The sequence below is a fragment of the Rhodococcus sp. YH1 genome (assembly GCF_009939605.1).
Taxonomy (GTDB): domain Bacteria; phylum Actinomycetota; class Actinomycetes; order Mycobacteriales; family Mycobacteriaceae; genus Rhodococcus; species Rhodococcus aetherivorans.
The window spans coordinates 1-15,091 of sequence record NZ_WVTE01000040.1; the positions used below are offsets into that span (position 1 = coordinate 1).

Consider the following 15,091-nt stretch of genomic DNA (forward strand, 5'->3'; position numbering starts at 1 on the left):
ACCGCGACGCCGAGGTGTACACATCCGCCGCCAGCTCGAACTGCGCCAGCGCCTCGTCCACCGTCGTCGCCGTCGTCCACACCGTGCGCTCGGCACCGTCGACGCTCAGCTGCACCTCACGCGCCCGCCGCAGCACCACCGTGTCCCCGTCCGACACCTCGGCATCGACGGCCGGGGCCACCACGTCGCGCTCGCCGACGGGATGGCCGGCGTGGGCGAGGACGGCTCGGACGTCGGTGCCCATGGTGCCCAGGGTGAGCCGGTCCCCGTCGACGTCGATCGTCACGGTCTTGTGCCGGGCGAGCGCCGTCGCGGCGCCGGCCACCAGGGTGGCCAGGAGCGCCGCGACGACGGCGTACAACAGCACGGAGCGCGAGTTGTTGATCTTCGTCAGTGGGGACACAAGCCGTACTTCTTACCGCAGTCCCATCTTGCTGGTGCACGCCGGCCAGGCTCCCCAGCCCTGCGCGGCCTGGACCTTCTCGGCGACGGCGATCTGCTGCTCGCGGCTGGCCAGGTCGGCGCGCGGCGCGTACTGGGTGCCGCCGAACGCGGCCCAGGTCTGCTGGGTGAACTGCAGACCGCCGTAGAAGCCGTTGCCGGTGTTGATGGCCCAGTTGCCGGTGGCCTCGCACTGCGCGAGGGCGTCCCAGGTGGAGGAGCGTCCGGAGGCGGGCACGGCCGGCTTCGGCTTGGTGCCGACGCGGACGATCGCAGGAGCCGGCTCCCGGACGGTGGTCGAGGCCTTCTCGGTGCGGCCGACCTCGACGCCGTCGATCGTGTGCACGTCGAGGGTCACGGTGCGCTCACCGGGAGCGCCCGGGTTGTCGAGCGCGGTCTCACCCTCGGTCATGTTCGGGTCGTCGACGCGCTGCTCGGGCGCGGGGACCGGCTGGTTCTCGATGCGGGTTTCGATGCGGTCGCGGGTGATGCGGATCTCGAGGCCGTCGGTCAGCGCCGCATCGACCGCCGGCACCACCGAATCGGCCTGCTCGAGCGCCACCCCGTGCGCGGCCAGGAACTCCCCGACCGTCGGCGCCGCCATCCGCACCTGAACCGCCGGCGCACCGCCGTCGAGCAACCGCACCGTCTTCGGGCTCACCACGTCGAGCTCGGCACCCTCGAGCGGCAACCGGTGCGACCGCGACGCCGAGGTGTACACATCCGCCGCCAGCTCGAACTGCGCCAGCGCCTCGTCCACCGTCGTCGCCGTCGTCCACACCGTGCGCTCGGCACCGTCGACGCTCAGCTGCACCTCACGCGCCCGTCGCAGCACCACCGTGTCCCCGTCCGACACCTCGGCATCGACGGCCGGGGCCACCACGTCGTGCTCGCCGACGGGGTAGCCGGCGCCGGCGAGAACGTCGCCGACCTCGGAGCTCATGGTGCTGAGCGCGATCCGCTCACCGTCCACGTCGAGGGTGAGTTCCTTGTGCTGAATCAGGGCGGCGACGCCGCCGGCCGCAAGGGTGAGGAAGAGTGCGGCGACGACCACGTACAGCGTGGGCGATTTCGCTCGGTTGATCTTGGTGAAAGGTGACACGGCTATTCCTGCACTGTCGACAACTTCGATCACGGCACGGTAACGAATCGGCATTGATACGGCAACTGCACCATTTCTACCTGCAGTTTCTCGGTAACGAGACAGGTGACGATTCGTAATTTTCGATCAATAGCCGGGCCGCGACCGAAGGTGCGGGCTAGCGTCGATTCGACGCTCGGGAAAACGTGCCGCACGACGCGCGAATTACAGAGGTGGGATTACTTTGGGTGACCGAATTCACCGTCCTCCGGCGCGGCGGAGTGCGGCGCTGCTGACTCTGCTCGGCATGCTCGGCGCGCTGCTGCTCGCTGCCACCCCGGCGGCCCTGGCGCAGTCCCCCGCCGCCGGCCGCACCTACGTCATCGCCACCGACGTGACCTTTGCACCCTTCGAATTCCAGAACGAGCAGGGCGACTTCGTCGGCATCGACATGGACCTGATCCGGGAGATCGCGGAGGACCAGGGCTTCACCGTGGAGGTTCGTCCGCTGGGCTTCGATGCCGCCCTGCAGGCGGTGCAGGCGGACCAGGCCGACGGCGTGATCGCGGGCATGTCGATCACGGAGGAGCGCAAGCAGGTCTTCGACTTCTCGGATCCCTACTTCGAGTCCGGCGTGCAGATGGCGGTCCTCGCCGGCAACGACGAGGTCGCGTCGTACGCCGATCTGGCAGGCAAGCGCGTCGCGGTCAAGAACGGCACCGAGGGCGCCGCGTTCGCCGAGTCCATCAAGGGCGAGTACGGGTTCACCACGGTCTACTTCGCCGACTCGGCGAGCATGTACGACGAGGTCCGCACCGGGAACTCGGTCGCGGTCTTCGACGACTACCCGGTGCTGGCGTACGGCATCGCCCAGGGCAACGGGCTGAAGACGGTCACGGAGAAGGAGGCCGGTGCGAACTACGGGTTCGCGGTGAACAAGGGCCGCAATCCCGAGCTGCTCACCGCGTTCAACGCGGGCCTGCAGAATCTGCGGGACAACGGCCGCTACGACGAGATCGTGGAGAGTTACCTCGGCGAGGGCGCCGTGCAGGCCGACAACTCCATCCCCGGCCTGCTCCGCAGCACCTGGCAACTGCTGCTCGAGGGGCTGTGGCTGACCCTCGTGCTGTCGGTCGTCTCGATCGCGATCGCGCTGGTGCTCGGTGCGCTGTTCGGCCTCATGCGGGTCTCACGCAACATCGTCCTGCGCGGGATCGGCACCGCCTACGTCGACGTCTTCCGCGGCACCCCGCTGCTGGTGCAGGCCTTCTTCATCTACTTCGGCATCCCGGCCGCGGCCGGATTCCAGATGTCGGCGTTCACCGCGGGCATCATCACGCTCTCGCTCAACGCGGGCGCGTACATGGCCGAGATCGTGCGTGGCGGCATCCTGTCCGTGGACAAGGGGCAGATGGAGGCCGCCCGCAGCCTCGGCATCGGCTACCTGCCCGCGATGCGCAAGGTGGTCATGCCCCAGGCGGTGCGCACCATGATCCCGTCGTACATCAATCAGTTCGTGATCACGCTGAAGGACACCTCGATCCTGTCGGTGATCGGCATCGCCGAGCTCACCCAGACCGGGCGGATCATCATCGCCCGCAACTTCCAGTCGTTCCAGATGTGGCTGATCATCGGGGTGATCTACTTCGTCGTCATCATGGCGCTGACCAAATTGTCGGACCGACTCGAGAAGAGGATCAACCGTTGACCGAGGCAGCCGCGGCCCAGCCGCTCGAGGACGGTCGCGAGGTGAAGATCCGCGTGCGCGGCCTGAAGAAGTCGTTCGGCGAGAACGAGGTGCTCAAGGGCATCGATGTGGACATCCTCGCCGGCGAGGTGGTGTGCGTGATCGGCCCCTCCGGTTCGGGCAAGTCGACGTTCCTGCGATGCCTGAACCGGCTCGAGGACATCAGCGCCGGTTCGGTGGTGGTGCACGGGTTCGACCTCGCCGACCGGAAGATCGACATCGACCGGGTGCGCCGCCACATCGGGATGGTGTTCCAGCACTTCAATCTCTTCCCGCACATGACGGCCCTCGAGAACATCGTGCTCGCGCCGGTGCTGACGAAGCGGGCGACCAAGGAGGAGGCACGGACGCGGGGGCTCGCCCTGCTCGACCGGGTGGGGCTGAGCGAGAAGGCCGACGCGAAGCCGGCCAACCTGTCCGGCGGGCAGAAGCAGCGCGTCGCGATCGCGCGGGCGCTGGCCATGAATCCGGACATCATGCTGTTCGACGAGGCGACCAGCGCCCTCGACCCGGAGATGGTGGGCGAGGTGCTGCAGGTGCTGCGCGACCTGGCGGCCGAGGGCATGACCATGGTCGTGGTCACGCACGAGATGGGCTTCGCCCGGGAGGTCGCCGACCGGGTGCTGTTCATGGCCGACGGGTACGTCCTCGAGGAGGGCACGCCGAAGGAACTGTTCGGGAGCCCCCGCCAGGAACGGACCCGCGACTTCCTCGCGAAGGTGCTCTGAGGCCGGCGCCCGGTTCCCGGGCGCCGGTCCTCACCCACGGCTACGCGGTCTGCAGGAACCGCACCCGGCGGGCGAGCAGGGCGTCGACGCTGTAGGCGCCGGCGCCGACGACGGCGAGCACCAGCGCACCCGCGCCGAGGGCCCCGACGAGTTCCCATCCGCCGTCGGTGACGTAGATGCCGTTGCCGATGTGGACGACGAAGAACGCGCCGAGCATGTTGATCAGCAGCAGGACGCCGAAGATCGGCACGAGCAGGCCGATGATGAGAGCGATGCCACCGAGCGTTTCCACCCAGGTGGCGTAGAAGGCGGACAGCGCGGGCACGGGCACGTCCATGCCCTCGAATCCGGCCTTGGTGGCGGAGTATCCCTGGTTGATCTTCTGCAGGCCGTGGGCCAGGAAGACGATGCCGATGACCACTCGGGCGACGAGCAGCCCGACGTTGCGCAGGACGGGGTTGTTCATGGGGATGACCTTTCGGTGCGGGCGGTGGGGGGCTCGTCCTTCGATCGAAGCCGCGTCCACGGTAGCTGCGCAAGGTTGAAGGTTCAACCTTGGGGTGCCCGAGCGCCCCGGCCTGCCGGAAGGTCGGGGGCCGAAAAGTAGTTGATTAATCAACAATATGGAGTATGCTCCTCGTCGAAGGGGCATTCACCGGCCGAAGGAGCACTATCGTGGCAATCAGCGTGGAAGAGGAGCGCAGCCGCCGATCCGCGACGCTGCGGGAGGAACTGCGCAGCCGTTACCTCCGGCCGGTCGACGAGCGACCCGCGTCGTCGGCCCGCGGGCTGCACCACACCGCGCTCGTCAGCAGCGACGTCGAACGCACCGTGCGCTTCTACCAGGACGTGCTCGAATTCCCTCTCACCGAACTGATCGAGAACCGTGACTACCCCGGTTCCTCGCACTTCTTCTTCGACATCGGCAACGGAAACCTGCTGGCGTTCTTCGACTTCCCCGGACTCGACGTCGGGCCCTACCGGGAGGTCCTCGGCGGCCTGCACCACATCGCGATCAGCGTCGAGCCCGGCAGGTGGGAACGCCTGCGCACCAAGCTGACCGACGCCGGCGTCGAGCTCGTCGAGCACAGCGAGGTCTCGCTGTACTTCCGCGACCCCGACGGCGCCCGCATCGAACTCATCGCCGACCCCCTCGGCGAGATGTACGGAAACAAGGTCCTCTAGATGAGCAACGTCGACGCCGAGCCCACCGAGATCCGCTGCGAAACCGAGCCCGCCCCCACCCGTGTGCAGATCATCACCTCCCGCGAGGTGCCGCTCGGCGGCCCGCGCGCGATGCCGGTCCGCCGCACCCTGCCGCAGCGCGCCCGGTCCCTCATCGGGGCCTGGTGCTTCGCCGACCACTACGGGCCCGACGACGTCGCCGCCACCGGCGGAATGGACGTCGCGCCGCACCCGCACACCGGCCTGCAGACGGTGAGCTGGCTGTTCGCCGGCGAGATCGAGCACCGCGACAGCCTCGGCAAGCACGCGTTCGTCCGCCCCGGCGAACTGAACCTCATGACCGGCGGCCACGGCATCGCCCACTCGGAGGTCTCCACGCCGGCCACGACGGTCCTGCACGGCGTCCAATTGTGGGTGGCCCTGCCCGACGCGCACCGCGGCGCACCCCGCGACTTCCAGCACTATGCCCCCGAACCCGTCCGGATCGAGGGCGCGACCGTGAGCGTGTTCCTCGGCTCCCTCGCCGGGTCCGCGTCGCCCGTGCACACCTTCACCCCGCTGCTCGGCGCCGAGATCACCCTCGACCCGGGCGCGACCGTCGAACTGGCCGTCGATCCCGAGTTCGAGCACGGTCTGATCGTCGACACCGGCAGCGTCCGCCTCGCCGGCACCGTCCTCGCCCGCTCCGCGCTCGGCTACGTCGGCACCGGAGTCCCCACGCTCCCCCTGACCAATCTCACCGACGAACCCGCGCGGGCCGTCCTGCTCGGCGGTACGCCGTTCGGCGAGGAGATCGTCATGTGGTGGAACTTCGTGGGCCGTAGCCACGACGAGATCGTCGCGTTCCGGGACGAGTGGCAGCGCGAGGGGGAACGCTTCGGGCGGGTCGAGGGCTACACCGGGAAGGTGACACGGCTACCCGCGCCGGCGCTGCCGAACGCGCAGATCCGGCCGCGCCGCAACCCCCCGACCGCCCCCTGAGTGAGCACACACCGAGTGCGCACACACCGAGGGCACACACCGAGCGCGCACCGTCACTCGGGGCGGACTCCGGCATAGGCGTCCCCGAGCAGGCGCCGCACCCCGACCCGGGTCACCTCCCGCGGGTTGGGGTACTGCCGCTCGGTGGCCAGGTGCGCCGCCTCGTCGAGGTCGCCCTCGGACATCCCCAGTTCGGCGAGCGTCGTCGGGCCGCCCGCCGCCGCCACCAGGTCGAAGACCCCGGCCGGGGCCGTGGGGGTGCCGAGGGCGTCGGCAATGCGGCTCATCACGGTCGGCACCGACGGCGCGTTGAACGCCATCACATGCGGTAGCACCACGGTGTGCGTCGGCGCGTGCGGCAGGTCGAAACTGCCGCCCAGGACATGACACAGCTTGTGGTGCAAGCCCATTCCCACCGCGCTCAGGCACGTGCCGGCCAGCCACGCCGCGAGCAGCAGATCCGAGCGGCCCTCCCGGTCCGCGGCGTCGGCGCCGAGGACCGGCACGCCCCGGGCGATCGCGCGGATGGCCTCGAGCGCCAGCGTGTCGACGATCGGGTTGGCATGGTCGGCGTACAACGCCTCCACGGCATGCGCCATCGCGTTGATCGCACTGGTCACCGCCATCGGGATCGGCATCGACAGGGTGAACTCGACGTCGTAGATGACGGTCTCGGGCAGGATGGCCGGCGACGAGTGCGTGGTCTTCACACCGTCCGCGGTTTCCCCGAGGACGGGAGTGACCTCGGATCCGGCGTAGGTGGTCGGCAGGATCACCTGGTCCACGCCGGTGCGCACCGCGATCGCCTTCGACAGTCCCGTCGTCGACCCCCCGCCCACGGCGACGACGGCATCGATGTCGTGTTCGGAGACCAGGCCCAGCACCTTCTCGGTGACCGCCACCGGCGTGTGCATGACGGCGCCGTCGAATCGGGCGACCTGCAGCCCACCGAGGGCCTTCTCGACGAGTTCCACCTGCGGACGGACGTGCTCACCACCGAGCAGGAGAACCCGGGAGCGGTCGAGGCGGCGCACCTCGTCGGCGACCCGCGCCGCGGTTCCCGGCCCGAACACCACCCGTGACGGCTGAGCGTTGTAGACGAAGCTGTGCATGCCGTCCATTGTCCCGGCCGCACGGGCCGGCCGCCTCGGAACGGCGACACCGTTACGAAAGTCCGTACACCCGTTCGGCGTTCGCGGTGGTCGCGGCGGCCAGCTCGGCCGGGTCCGCGCCGCGCACCTCCGCCAGCGCCCGCACCGTGTACGGCAGGCAGTACGACTCGTTGGGCGCGCCGCGGAACGGATGGGGCGTCAGGAACGGAGCGTCCGTCTCCACCAGCACCTGCTCGAGCGGCACCAGCGGAGCCGCGGCACGCAGCGCCGCGGCGTTCTTGAAACTCACCGTCCCGGAGAAGCTGAGCAGGTAACCGGCGTCGACGCAGGCCCGCGCCATGTCCGCGTCCGACGAGAAGCAGTGGAAGATCACCGTCTCCGGCGCACCCTCGTCGTGCAGCACGCGCAGCAACTCGGCGTCGGCGTCGCGGTTGTGGACCATGAGGGTCTTGCCGAGCCGTTTGGCCAGGTCGATGTGCCAGCGGAAGGCGTCCTCCTGCTCGATCGGGTCGGCGCAGCCGTCGAGCTTGCCGGGCCAGTACAGGTCCAGGCCGGTCTCCCCCACCGCGACCACGCGCGGGTCGGCGGCGAGCTTCTCGATCTCGGCCCGGGTGGCGTCGTCGAGCGCGTTCGCCCGGGTGGGGTGGATCGCCACGGCGGCGTAGACCCGCTCGTCCCAGTGCGCGGCGTCCACGGCGAAGCGGGCGGCGACGATGTCGTCGGCGACGGTGACGACCCGTCCGACCCCGACCGCGGCCGCCCGGTCGAGGATCGCCGCCACCGACTCGGCGTCGTGCGCGCCGCACGCGTCGAGGTGCGTGTGGGCATCGACGAGAGGCGAGAGCGGCTGCGGAGGCTCGGGCGCGGGGCGGGTTCGGCTCACGGCCCATACACTATCTACCTATAAAGTGGACGCACCATGACTGTTCCTGCCGCCTCCCGCCCGCCGTTCTACCTGACGACCGCGATCGCTTACCCGAACGGCGCCCCGCACATCGGCCACGCCTACGAGTACATCTCCTCGGACGCGATCGCCCGGTTCAAGCGCCTCGACGGCTTCGACGTGTTCTTCCTGACCGGCACCGACGAGCACGGCCTGAAGATGCAGCAGACGGCGGCGAAGGAAGGCCTGGACGTGCGGGACCTCGCGGCCCGCAACTCCGGGGTGTTCGAGGCCATGGACAAGTCGCTGAACATCTCCTTCGACCGGTTCATCCGTACCACGGACGCCGATCACCGCGAGGCGAGCAAGGCCATCTGGCAGCGCATGGCCGACAACGGCGACATCTACCTCGACACCTACTCGGGCTGGTACTCGGTGCGCGACGAGGCGTTCTACGCCGAAGCCGAGACGACGGTGCTCGAGGACGGTACGCGCATCGCCACCGAGTCGGGCACCCCGGTGGAGTGGACGGAGGAGTCGACGTACTTCTTCCGGCTCTCGGCGTATCAGGACAAGCTGCTGAAGCTGTACGAGGAGCGACCGGACTTCATCGCCCCCGCCACCCGGCGCAACGAGATCGTCAGCTTCGTCTCCGGCGGGCTGAAGGATCTGTCGATCTCCCGCACCACCTTCGACTGGGGCGTGCCGGTGCCGGACCACCCCGAGCACGTGATGTACGTGTGGGTGGACGCGCTCACCAACTACCTGACGGGCGCGGGCTTCCCCGACACCGAGGCGGAGTCGTTCCGCCGCTACTGGCCCGCGAACCTGCACATCATCGGCAAGGACATCACCCGGTTCCACACCGTGTACTGGCCGGCGTTCCTGATGTCGGCCGGAATCGAGCTGCCCGAGCGGGTGTTCGTGCACGGCTTCCTGTTCAACAAGGGCGAGAAGATGTCCAAGTCGGTCGGCAACGTCGTCGACCCGCTCGAGATGGTCGAACAGTACGGTCTCGATCCGCTGCGCTTCTTCCTGCTGCGGGAGATCTCCTACGGTCAGGACGGCAGCTACAGCCACGAGGCGATCGTGACCCGCGTCAACGCGGACCTGGCGAACGAACTCGGCAACCTGGCGCAGCGCTCGCTGACGATGGTCGCCAAGAATCTCGACGGCGTGGTGCCGACCCCCGGCGACTTCACCGAGGACGACCGCGCGCTGCTCGCGCAGGCCGACGCCCTGCTCGAGAAGGTCCGGGCCGAGTTCGACGTGCAGGCACTGCACCTCGCACTGGAGACGATCTGGCACGTGCTCGGCGAGACGAACCGGTACTTCTCCGCGCAGGCACCGTGGGTGCTGCGCAAGACGGACCCGGCCCGGATGGCGACGGTGCTGTACGTGACGCTCGAGGTCGTGCGGATCGTCGGCCTGCTCGTGCAGCCGGTGATGCCCGATTCGGCCGCGAAGATCCTCGACCTGGTGGGCCAGGACCCGCAGGCGCGGCAGTTCGCGGACATCGCCACACGCCTCGCCCCGGGCACCCCGCTGCCGGCCCCGGCCCCGGTGTTCCCGCGGTACGAATAGGCATCCCGCCGCCTGTCGGTGGCCTCGTGCACACTCCCGCGCATGGGGCGAGATAGAACATACTTTCGACAGGCGCCGGCGGGGTCCGGGGCATCCGACGAGGTCTTCCACCTCGGCACCCGGCCACTTCTCGACGAACTGTGCGCCGCCTACGAGCGCGGCTGGCAGCCCGCCGACGTGCTGCACGTGACGGCCCGGTCCGGCGACGCCACGGACGTCCCACTGGCGGCCGCCGCGGTGCTGTACGACGCCCGGCGCAGCCACGCGGCCGACCGGGCGCCCATGGACTGGGTGCAGCAGCTCGGTGTGATCGCGGAGCGCTGTCCCGGTGCCGCGCGGATCGCCGAACGGGTTCCGCCCGACGCACCGGTGCGCCACCTCGGCGTCGAACTGCTGCGCGAGCTGCCCGGCCTGTCCCGCTTCCAGGTGATGGGGCTGGCGTTCGCCTGGAAGTACCTGCCGCGGTTCGCCCCTCTCCTGCCGCCGCCGTCGCAGTGGCCGCCGTTGCGCCCGGTCCCCGCGGCCGGCGAATCCCTGTGCCCGGACCCGAGGGTGCTCGCACGGATCCGCGGCCTCCTGGCGAAGGCCGAGTCCACGGACTATCCGGAGGAGGCCGAGACCCTCACCGCCAAGGCGCAGGAGCTGATGACCCGGTACGCGATCGGCGCGGCCCTGCTCACCGGCGCCGAGACGGGCGCCGCGCGGGGGCGCCGCCTGCACGTCGACAACCCGTACGCGAAGGAGAAGGTGCTGCTGCTCACCGCGATCGGGAACGCGAACCGCACCCGCACGGTGTGGTTCACCAAGGTCGGGATCGCCACGATCGTCGGCGCCGACGTCGACCTGCAGCAGGTCGAGGTGCTGTTCACGTCGCTGTCGGTGCAGGCGAGCCGGGCCGTGCGCGCGGCCGGGACCGGGGGCCGCACCGGCGGCGCGGCGACGGCGTTCCGTCGCGCCTTCCTGGCGGGGTTCGCATACCGGATCGGCGAACGGCTGCGGCAGGCCGACGTGCGCGCCACCGCGGCCGCCGCGGCCGACGCGAGCATGGCCGTCACGCAGCTCGCCCCGTTGCTGGCCCGTCGCTCCGAGGCCGTGGACTCGGAGTTCCGCCGGTTGTTCCCGACGACCCGGTCGACGCGCACACGCAGCGTCGACGCCGAGGGGTGGTTCGCGGGCCGGGACGCGGCCGAGTCGGCCTTCCTCACCCCCGGTTCCCCGTAGCGGGCCGGCCGTGTGAGCACTGCCACGCCGCACCCTGTCACATTCGCGGGCCGGCCGGTGTCCCATGCACGACCGCGAAATCGTCGACAGCAGAAGGGGTGGTCAGGATGGCAACCGACGTGGTGGTGCTCGGGGCCGGGTACGCGGGCGTGATGGCAGCGAACCGCATGCTCGCCGCGCATCCGGAGGTATCGGTGACGGTCGTCAACCCGCGACCGGTGTTCGTCGAGAGGGTGCGGCTGCACCAGCTCGCGGCCGGATCCGGTGCGGCCGCGCACGACCTCGCCGAGGTGCTGCACCCGGCGGCGGTCGTGCACCTCGGCACCGCGGTGCAGATCGGTGCGGATCGGGTGCTGCTCGCCGACGGGACGGCGCTGCCGTTCGACGTGGCGATCTACGCCGTCGGCAGCGGCGCCGGCGTGCCCGCGATCCCGGGCGCCGACCGGCTGCACTCGCCGGCCGAGTTCGAACGCGCCATGGACACGGCCGCCGCGCTCGACAGGCTCGGCGACGGTGCCGGCGTGGTGGTCGTCGGCGGCGGGCTCACCGGCGTCGAATCGGCCGCCGAGATCGCCGAGGCGCATCCCCACCTGACCTGCACCCTCGTCGGGGACCCCGTCGCGCACCTGCCCGGCGCCACCCGGCGGTTCGTCGCCGCACGGCTGCGACGGCTCGGTGTCCGGGTGCGGCCGGGCCGGGTCGTCGCGGTCACCGGGCGGGAGGTGCTGCTCGCCGACGGCGAAGCGGTGCCCGCGGAACTCACGATCTGGGCGGGCGGCTTCACGGTGCCCGACCTGGCCCGGCGGAGCGGGTTGCCGGTCGACGGGACCGGTCGGCTCCGCGTCGACGCCACCCTGCGGAGCACGGGCGCAGCCAACGTCGTGGGGGTGGGCGACGCCGTGACCGTCGACGGCCAGGATCACATCCGGATGAGCTGCCAGGCGGCGCTGCCGCTCGGCGCGCACGGCGCCGACACGGCATGGGCGCTGCTGGCGGGCCTGGAGCCGCAGCCGCTGTCGCTCGGTTTCGTGGCGCAGTGCATCTCGCTGGGCCGGGCCTCCGGCGTCGTGCAGCGCACCCGCCCGGACGACACGGCCCGCGGCGGCGCCCTGCGCGGTACGTTGGGCGCATTCGGCAAGGAGATGGTGGTGCGCGGAACGGTGTGGACACTGCGCCGGCAGGCACGGGGGCACGGCTATCCCTTCCCGAAGGGACCGGCCGCTGCGCATGATCCGATCGCGGCGCCGCGATGACGCACGACGAGCTGTTCACCCGGCACCGCGGCCTGCTGTTCGGCATCGCGTACGAGATCACCGGCAGCGTCGCCGACAGCGAGGACATCCTGCAGGACAGCTACCTGCGGTGGGCCGAGGTGGACCTCGACGAGGTCGCCAACCCCCGGGCGTATCTGAGCCGCGTGGTCACCCGGCAGGCGCTGAACGCGCTGCGCACCGCGCAGCGTCGCCGGGAGGACTACGTCGGGCCGTGGCTGCCCGAGCCGGTACGCACGGCGCCGGATGCCGCCGAGGACGTCCTGCTCGCGGAGTCGGTGTCGATGGCGATGATGCTGGTGCTCGAGACACTCGGCCCGCTCGAACGGGCGGTGTTCGTGCTGCGCGAGGTGTTCGGATTCGACCACGCCCAGATCGCGGCGGCGGTCGGCAGGCCGGAGGCGACGGTGCGGCAGATCGCCCACCGCGCCCGAAGCCACGTGCACGCGCGGCGCAAGCGGTACACCGCGTCCGGCGCGGAGACCCGCCGGGTGGTCGAGGAACTGCTCGCCGCCGCCGGCACCGGCGACGTGGAGGCGCTGATGAAGGTGCTGTCCCCGGAGGTGGTCTACGTCGCCGACGGCGGGGGCAAGGCGACGGCCGCACGGGTTCCGGTGTCCGGGGCGAAGAAGGTCGCGCGGCTGTTGCGGAACCTAGGGCGCAGGCCCCTGCCCGACATGCGCTTCGAGTTCGCGTCGTTCAACGGTCTGCCCGCGCTGGCGGTGTACTCGGCCGAGCGGCTCGACCTCGTGATGATGATCGAGACGGACGCGGGCCTGGTCACGGGCCTGTATGTGGTGCGGAACCCGGACAAGCTCGGCGCGGCGTACAGGGTGATGCCGCCGGTCCACTGAACGCCCGGTGTGATTCGGCCCGTCCCGGCATCCCGTGGGAGGCTGTGCTCATGCGGATGGAACGGCTCGGCGCCGGGGGTGGCCCGGCGCAGGTGCTGCGGGTGCTGGGCGCCCGCGCCGAGGCGGCGGGAGGGCCCCCGCCGGCCGCACTGACCGGCACGTGGTTCGGCGCGGCGGCGGTCCTCGCGCCCCACGTCGAGGCCGTCGCCACCCCGCCTTCCGACGCGTTCGTCCTGCGCGAGGGCCCGTCCCTGCGCACCCGCGACGACGGGCCGGTCGTCGGCGGGGGGTGGATCGGCTACCTGGCGTACCCGGACCGAGCCCCCGCCCACCCGGCGTTGCCTCGGGCGGCCGGGGGGTGGGCGGACACCGTGCTGCGGCTCGACCACGACGGCTGCTGGTGGTACGAGAGCCTCACCGACGCGCCGTGCCCGGCCGGGTTCGCCGCCGCCGTCCGCGAGGTGCCCGAGGCCTCCGGTCGGGCGCCGTGGCGTATCGACTGGACCGCGCCGGACCGCGGCGCCCATCGCCGCGGCGTGCGGCAGTGCCTCGACGCGATCCGGGCCGGCGAGGTCTATCAGGCGTGCGTGTGCACTCGCTTCACCGGCGCCTGGTCGGGCAGCCCGCTGCACTTCTTCGCCGACGGGATCGAGCGCACCGCGCCGGCCCGGGCCGCCTACGTCGCAGGCGGGTGGGGGGCGGTCGCGTCGCTGTCGCCGGAGTTGTTCCTCGCCCGCCACGACGACCGGGTGACGTCGAGCCCGATCAAGGGCACGCTCCCGATCGGCGCGGATCCGGCCCGGCTGCGCGCGTCCGTCAAGGACGTCGCGGAGAACGTGATGATCGTGGACCTCGTGCGCAACGACCTCGGACGCGTGGCCGAGACCGGAACCGTCACCGTGCCGGATCTGCTCGGGGTGCATCCGGCCCCCGGAGTCTGGCACCTGGTGTCCACCGTCGCGGCCACGCTGCGGGCCGGTGTGGACACCGCGCGGTTGCTCGGGGCCGCGTTCCCGCCGGCCTCGGTGACCGGCTGTCCCAAGCTCCGGGCGCGGGAGTTCCTGCGGGTCTGGGAGCCGCAGCCGCGGGGCGTGTACTGCGGCACCGTGGGCATGGCCAGCCCGCTCGCCGGGCTGGAGCTCAACGTGGCGATCCGCACCGTCGAGTTCGGCGGCGGGGACGCGGGCACGCCGGGGTCGTGTGGTCTCGGCGTCGGCGGTGGCATCACCATCGATTCCGATCCGGACGCCGAATGGCAGGAGTGCCTCGACAAGGCCGCCAGCATCCTGGCGCTCAGCCCCCGCACACCGTCCGGCCGGCCACCGGCAGATCGGACTGCGGCAGCGATGCGGTGATCCGGCCCGTCGTCGCCGCGCAGATCCGCGCGATGATCGACTCGACGTCCAGGCCCCACGTGCGCACCATCCCGTCGCCACCCGCCGCGATCACGGCGTTGCTGCCCGGCAGGAAGCCCACCTGCCACCGGCCGACGCCGGCGTCGGTGATCGGGCCGCCCACCGGGTGCATGTCCTCCGGGTCGCCGACGTGCCACAGGCGCACCGTGCCGTCGTCGCTGCCGCTGACCACCTCGTGGCCGTTCGGCGTCACCGACACCGAATAGACGGTGCCGGTGTGCCCGCGCAGCGCCTCGGGGCGGACGGTGAACGACCCGTCGGGTCCGCGGTCCCACACGCGGACCGTGTGGTCGTCGCCGCCGGTGGCGAGGACGTTGCCGTCGGCGCTGAACGCGAGGGCGTTGACGCCGGTGGCATGGCCGTCCGACACCGGCACCGGGACTGGGGCCGCGGGATCGGCGACGTTCCAGGCGTAGAGCGAGCCGTCCGCGCTCGCCACCACCAGGTGCCGGCCGTCCGGCGCGAACGCCGCCGCCCGGATCAGGTTGGTGGGGCCCCCGAGCGGGGCGCCCCACGGCGCCGGACGCGCCGGATCCGACACGTCCCACAGCACGAGGGAGTGGTCGTCGTCTCCCGTGACGAGGGTGG

At 71.1% G+C, this 15,091-nt stretch carries 15 protein-coding genes; 9 read left to right on the top strand and 6 right to left on the bottom strand.

Annotated elements, in window-relative coordinates; translation table 11 throughout:
* Positions 1-403: ubiquitin-like domain-containing protein (locus AIIKEEIJ_RS04420; protein ID WP_161995034.1), on the bottom strand; the 403-nt coding region annotated here is incomplete at its 3' end.
* Positions 404-415: 12 nt separating this feature from the next.
* Positions 416-1,543: a resuscitation-promoting factor gene (locus AIIKEEIJ_RS04425; RefSeq protein WP_029542085.1), complete on the bottom strand. Its 1,128-nt coding sequence runs from the start codon at positions 1,541-1,543 to the stop codon at positions 416-418.
* A gap of 286 nt (positions 1,544-1,829) precedes the next feature.
* Between AIIKEEIJ_RS04425 and AIIKEEIJ_RS04430 the strand changes: the two genes are divergently transcribed.
* Together AIIKEEIJ_RS04430 and AIIKEEIJ_RS04435 are read left to right on the top strand one after the other, a co-directional pair.
* The gene (locus AIIKEEIJ_RS04430; RefSeq protein WP_231386008.1) at positions 1,830-3,230 is read left to right on the top strand and encodes an amino acid ABC transporter substrate-binding protein/permease; all 1,401 of its coding nucleotides are present in this window, start codon (positions 1,830-1,832) and stop codon (positions 3,228-3,230) included.
* Positions 3,227-3,997 (top strand): amino acid ABC transporter ATP-binding protein, encoded by a 771-nt coding sequence (locus AIIKEEIJ_RS04435; RefSeq protein ID WP_006944900.1) that lies wholly within the window; start codon positions 3,227-3,229, stop codon positions 3,995-3,997. The genes AIIKEEIJ_RS04430 and AIIKEEIJ_RS04435 overlap by 4 nt, the downstream gene beginning before the upstream one ends.
* Positions 3,998-4,037: 40 nt before the next feature.
* Here AIIKEEIJ_RS04435 and AIIKEEIJ_RS04440 read toward each other — a convergent pair whose 3' ends face one another.
* Positions 4,038-4,463: a DoxX family protein gene (locus AIIKEEIJ_RS04440; RefSeq protein ID WP_006944906.1), complete on the bottom strand. Its 426-nt coding sequence runs from the start codon at positions 4,461-4,463 to the stop codon at positions 4,038-4,040.
* A 164-nt stretch (positions 4,464-4,627) separates the two neighbouring features.
* On the opposite strand from AIIKEEIJ_RS04440, the gene AIIKEEIJ_RS04445 reads away from it, so the two are divergent.
* Together AIIKEEIJ_RS04445 and AIIKEEIJ_RS04450 are read left to right on the top strand one after the other, a co-directional pair.
* Positions 4,628-5,182, top strand: coding sequence for a VOC family protein (locus AIIKEEIJ_RS04445; RefSeq protein ID WP_202916570.1), 555 nt, complete (start codon positions 4,628-4,630; stop codon positions 5,180-5,182).
* Entirely contained in the window at positions 5,183-6,163 is a 981-nt protein-coding gene (locus AIIKEEIJ_RS04450; RefSeq protein ID WP_161995035.1) for a pirin family protein, read from the top strand.
* Positions 6,164-6,216: 53 nt separating this feature from the next.
* On the opposite strand, the gene AIIKEEIJ_RS04455 is transcribed toward AIIKEEIJ_RS04450, so the two are convergent.
* Both AIIKEEIJ_RS04455 and AIIKEEIJ_RS04460 read right to left on the bottom strand, forming a co-directional pair.
* Entirely contained in the window at positions 6,217-7,275 is a 1,059-nt protein-coding gene (locus AIIKEEIJ_RS04455; protein WP_238406202.1) for a maleylacetate reductase, read from the bottom strand.
* Between the two features lie 52 nt (positions 7,276-7,327).
* Complete coding sequence (locus tag AIIKEEIJ_RS04460; protein WP_006944914.1) at positions 7,328-8,158, bottom strand: TatD family hydrolase; 831 nt, start codon at positions 8,156-8,158, stop codon at positions 7,328-7,330.
* Positions 8,159-8,194: 36 nt separating this feature from the next.
* Between AIIKEEIJ_RS04460 and metG the strand changes: the two genes are divergently transcribed.
* From metG to AIIKEEIJ_RS04485, 5 genes are all read left to right on the top strand, one after another.
* Positions 8,195-9,742, top strand: a complete 1,548-nt coding sequence (gene metG, locus AIIKEEIJ_RS04465) for a methionine--tRNA ligase (RefSeq protein WP_050034773.1) — start codon at positions 8,195-8,197, stop codon at positions 9,740-9,742.
* Between the two features lie 42 nt (positions 9,743-9,784).
* The gene (locus AIIKEEIJ_RS04470) at positions 9,785-10,963 is read left to right on the top strand and encodes a DUF2786 domain-containing protein (RefSeq protein ID WP_006944919.1); all 1,179 of its coding nucleotides are present in this window, start codon (positions 9,785-9,787) and stop codon (positions 10,961-10,963) included.
* Positions 10,964-11,070: 107 nt separating this feature from the next.
* The gene (locus AIIKEEIJ_RS04475; protein ID WP_174824796.1) at positions 11,071-12,216 is read left to right on the top strand and encodes an FAD-dependent oxidoreductase; all 1,146 of its coding nucleotides are present in this window, start codon (positions 11,071-11,073) and stop codon (positions 12,214-12,216) included.
* Entirely contained in the window at positions 12,213-13,088 is an 876-nt protein-coding gene (locus tag AIIKEEIJ_RS04480; RefSeq protein ID WP_161995037.1) for an RNA polymerase sigma-70 factor, read from the top strand. Before AIIKEEIJ_RS04475 ends, AIIKEEIJ_RS04480 begins: the two co-directional genes overlap by 4 nt.
* A 50-nt stretch (positions 13,089-13,138) precedes the next feature.
* Positions 13,139-14,443, top strand: coding sequence for an aminodeoxychorismate synthase component I (locus AIIKEEIJ_RS04485; protein ID WP_161995038.1), 1,305 nt, complete (start codon positions 13,139-13,141; stop codon positions 14,441-14,443).
* Here the strand turns inward: AIIKEEIJ_RS04485 and AIIKEEIJ_RS04490 are convergent.
* Positions 14,382-15,091, bottom strand: a 710-nt coding sequence (locus AIIKEEIJ_RS04490) for a WD40 repeat domain-containing protein (RefSeq protein WP_443217090.1), incomplete at its 5' end; no start/stop codon positions are given. The genes AIIKEEIJ_RS04485 and AIIKEEIJ_RS04490 overlap by 62 nt on opposite strands.

Coding starts and splice junctions, on each gene's coding strand:
- AIIKEEIJ_RS04445 (WP_202916570.1), top strand. CDS start 4,628: ATGCTCCTCGTCGAAGGGGCATTCACCGGCCGAAGGAGCACTATCGTG.
- metG (WP_050034773.1), top strand. CDS start 8,195: ATGACTGTTCCTGCCGCCTCCCGCCCGCCGTTCTACCTGACGACCGCG.
- AIIKEEIJ_RS04470 (WP_006944919.1), top strand. CDS start 9,785: ATGGGGCGAGATAGAACATACTTTCGACAGGCGCCGGCGGGGTCCGGG.
- AIIKEEIJ_RS04430 (WP_231386008.1), top strand. CDS start 1,830: ATGCTCGGCGCGCTGCTGCTCGCTGCCACCCCGGCGGCCCTGGCGCAG.
- AIIKEEIJ_RS04485 (WP_161995038.1), top strand. CDS start 13,139: ATGCGGATGGAACGGCTCGGCGCCGGGGGTGGCCCGGCGCAGGTGCTG.
- AIIKEEIJ_RS04450 (WP_161995035.1), top strand. CDS start 5,183: ATGAGCAACGTCGACGCCGAGCCCACCGAGATCCGCTGCGAAACCGAG.
- AIIKEEIJ_RS04475 (WP_174824796.1), top strand. CDS start 11,071: ATGGCAACCGACGTGGTGGTGCTCGGGGCCGGGTACGCGGGCGTGATG.
- AIIKEEIJ_RS04480 (WP_161995037.1), top strand. CDS start 12,213: ATGACGCACGACGAGCTGTTCACCCGGCACCGCGGCCTGCTGTTCGGC.
- AIIKEEIJ_RS04440 (WP_006944906.1), bottom strand. CDS start 4,463: ATGAACAACCCCGTCCTGCGCAACGTCGGGCTGCTCGTCGCCCGAGTG.
- AIIKEEIJ_RS04455 (WP_238406202.1), bottom strand. CDS start 7,275: ATGCACAGCTTCGTCTACAACGCTCAGCCGTCACGGGTGGTGTTCGGG.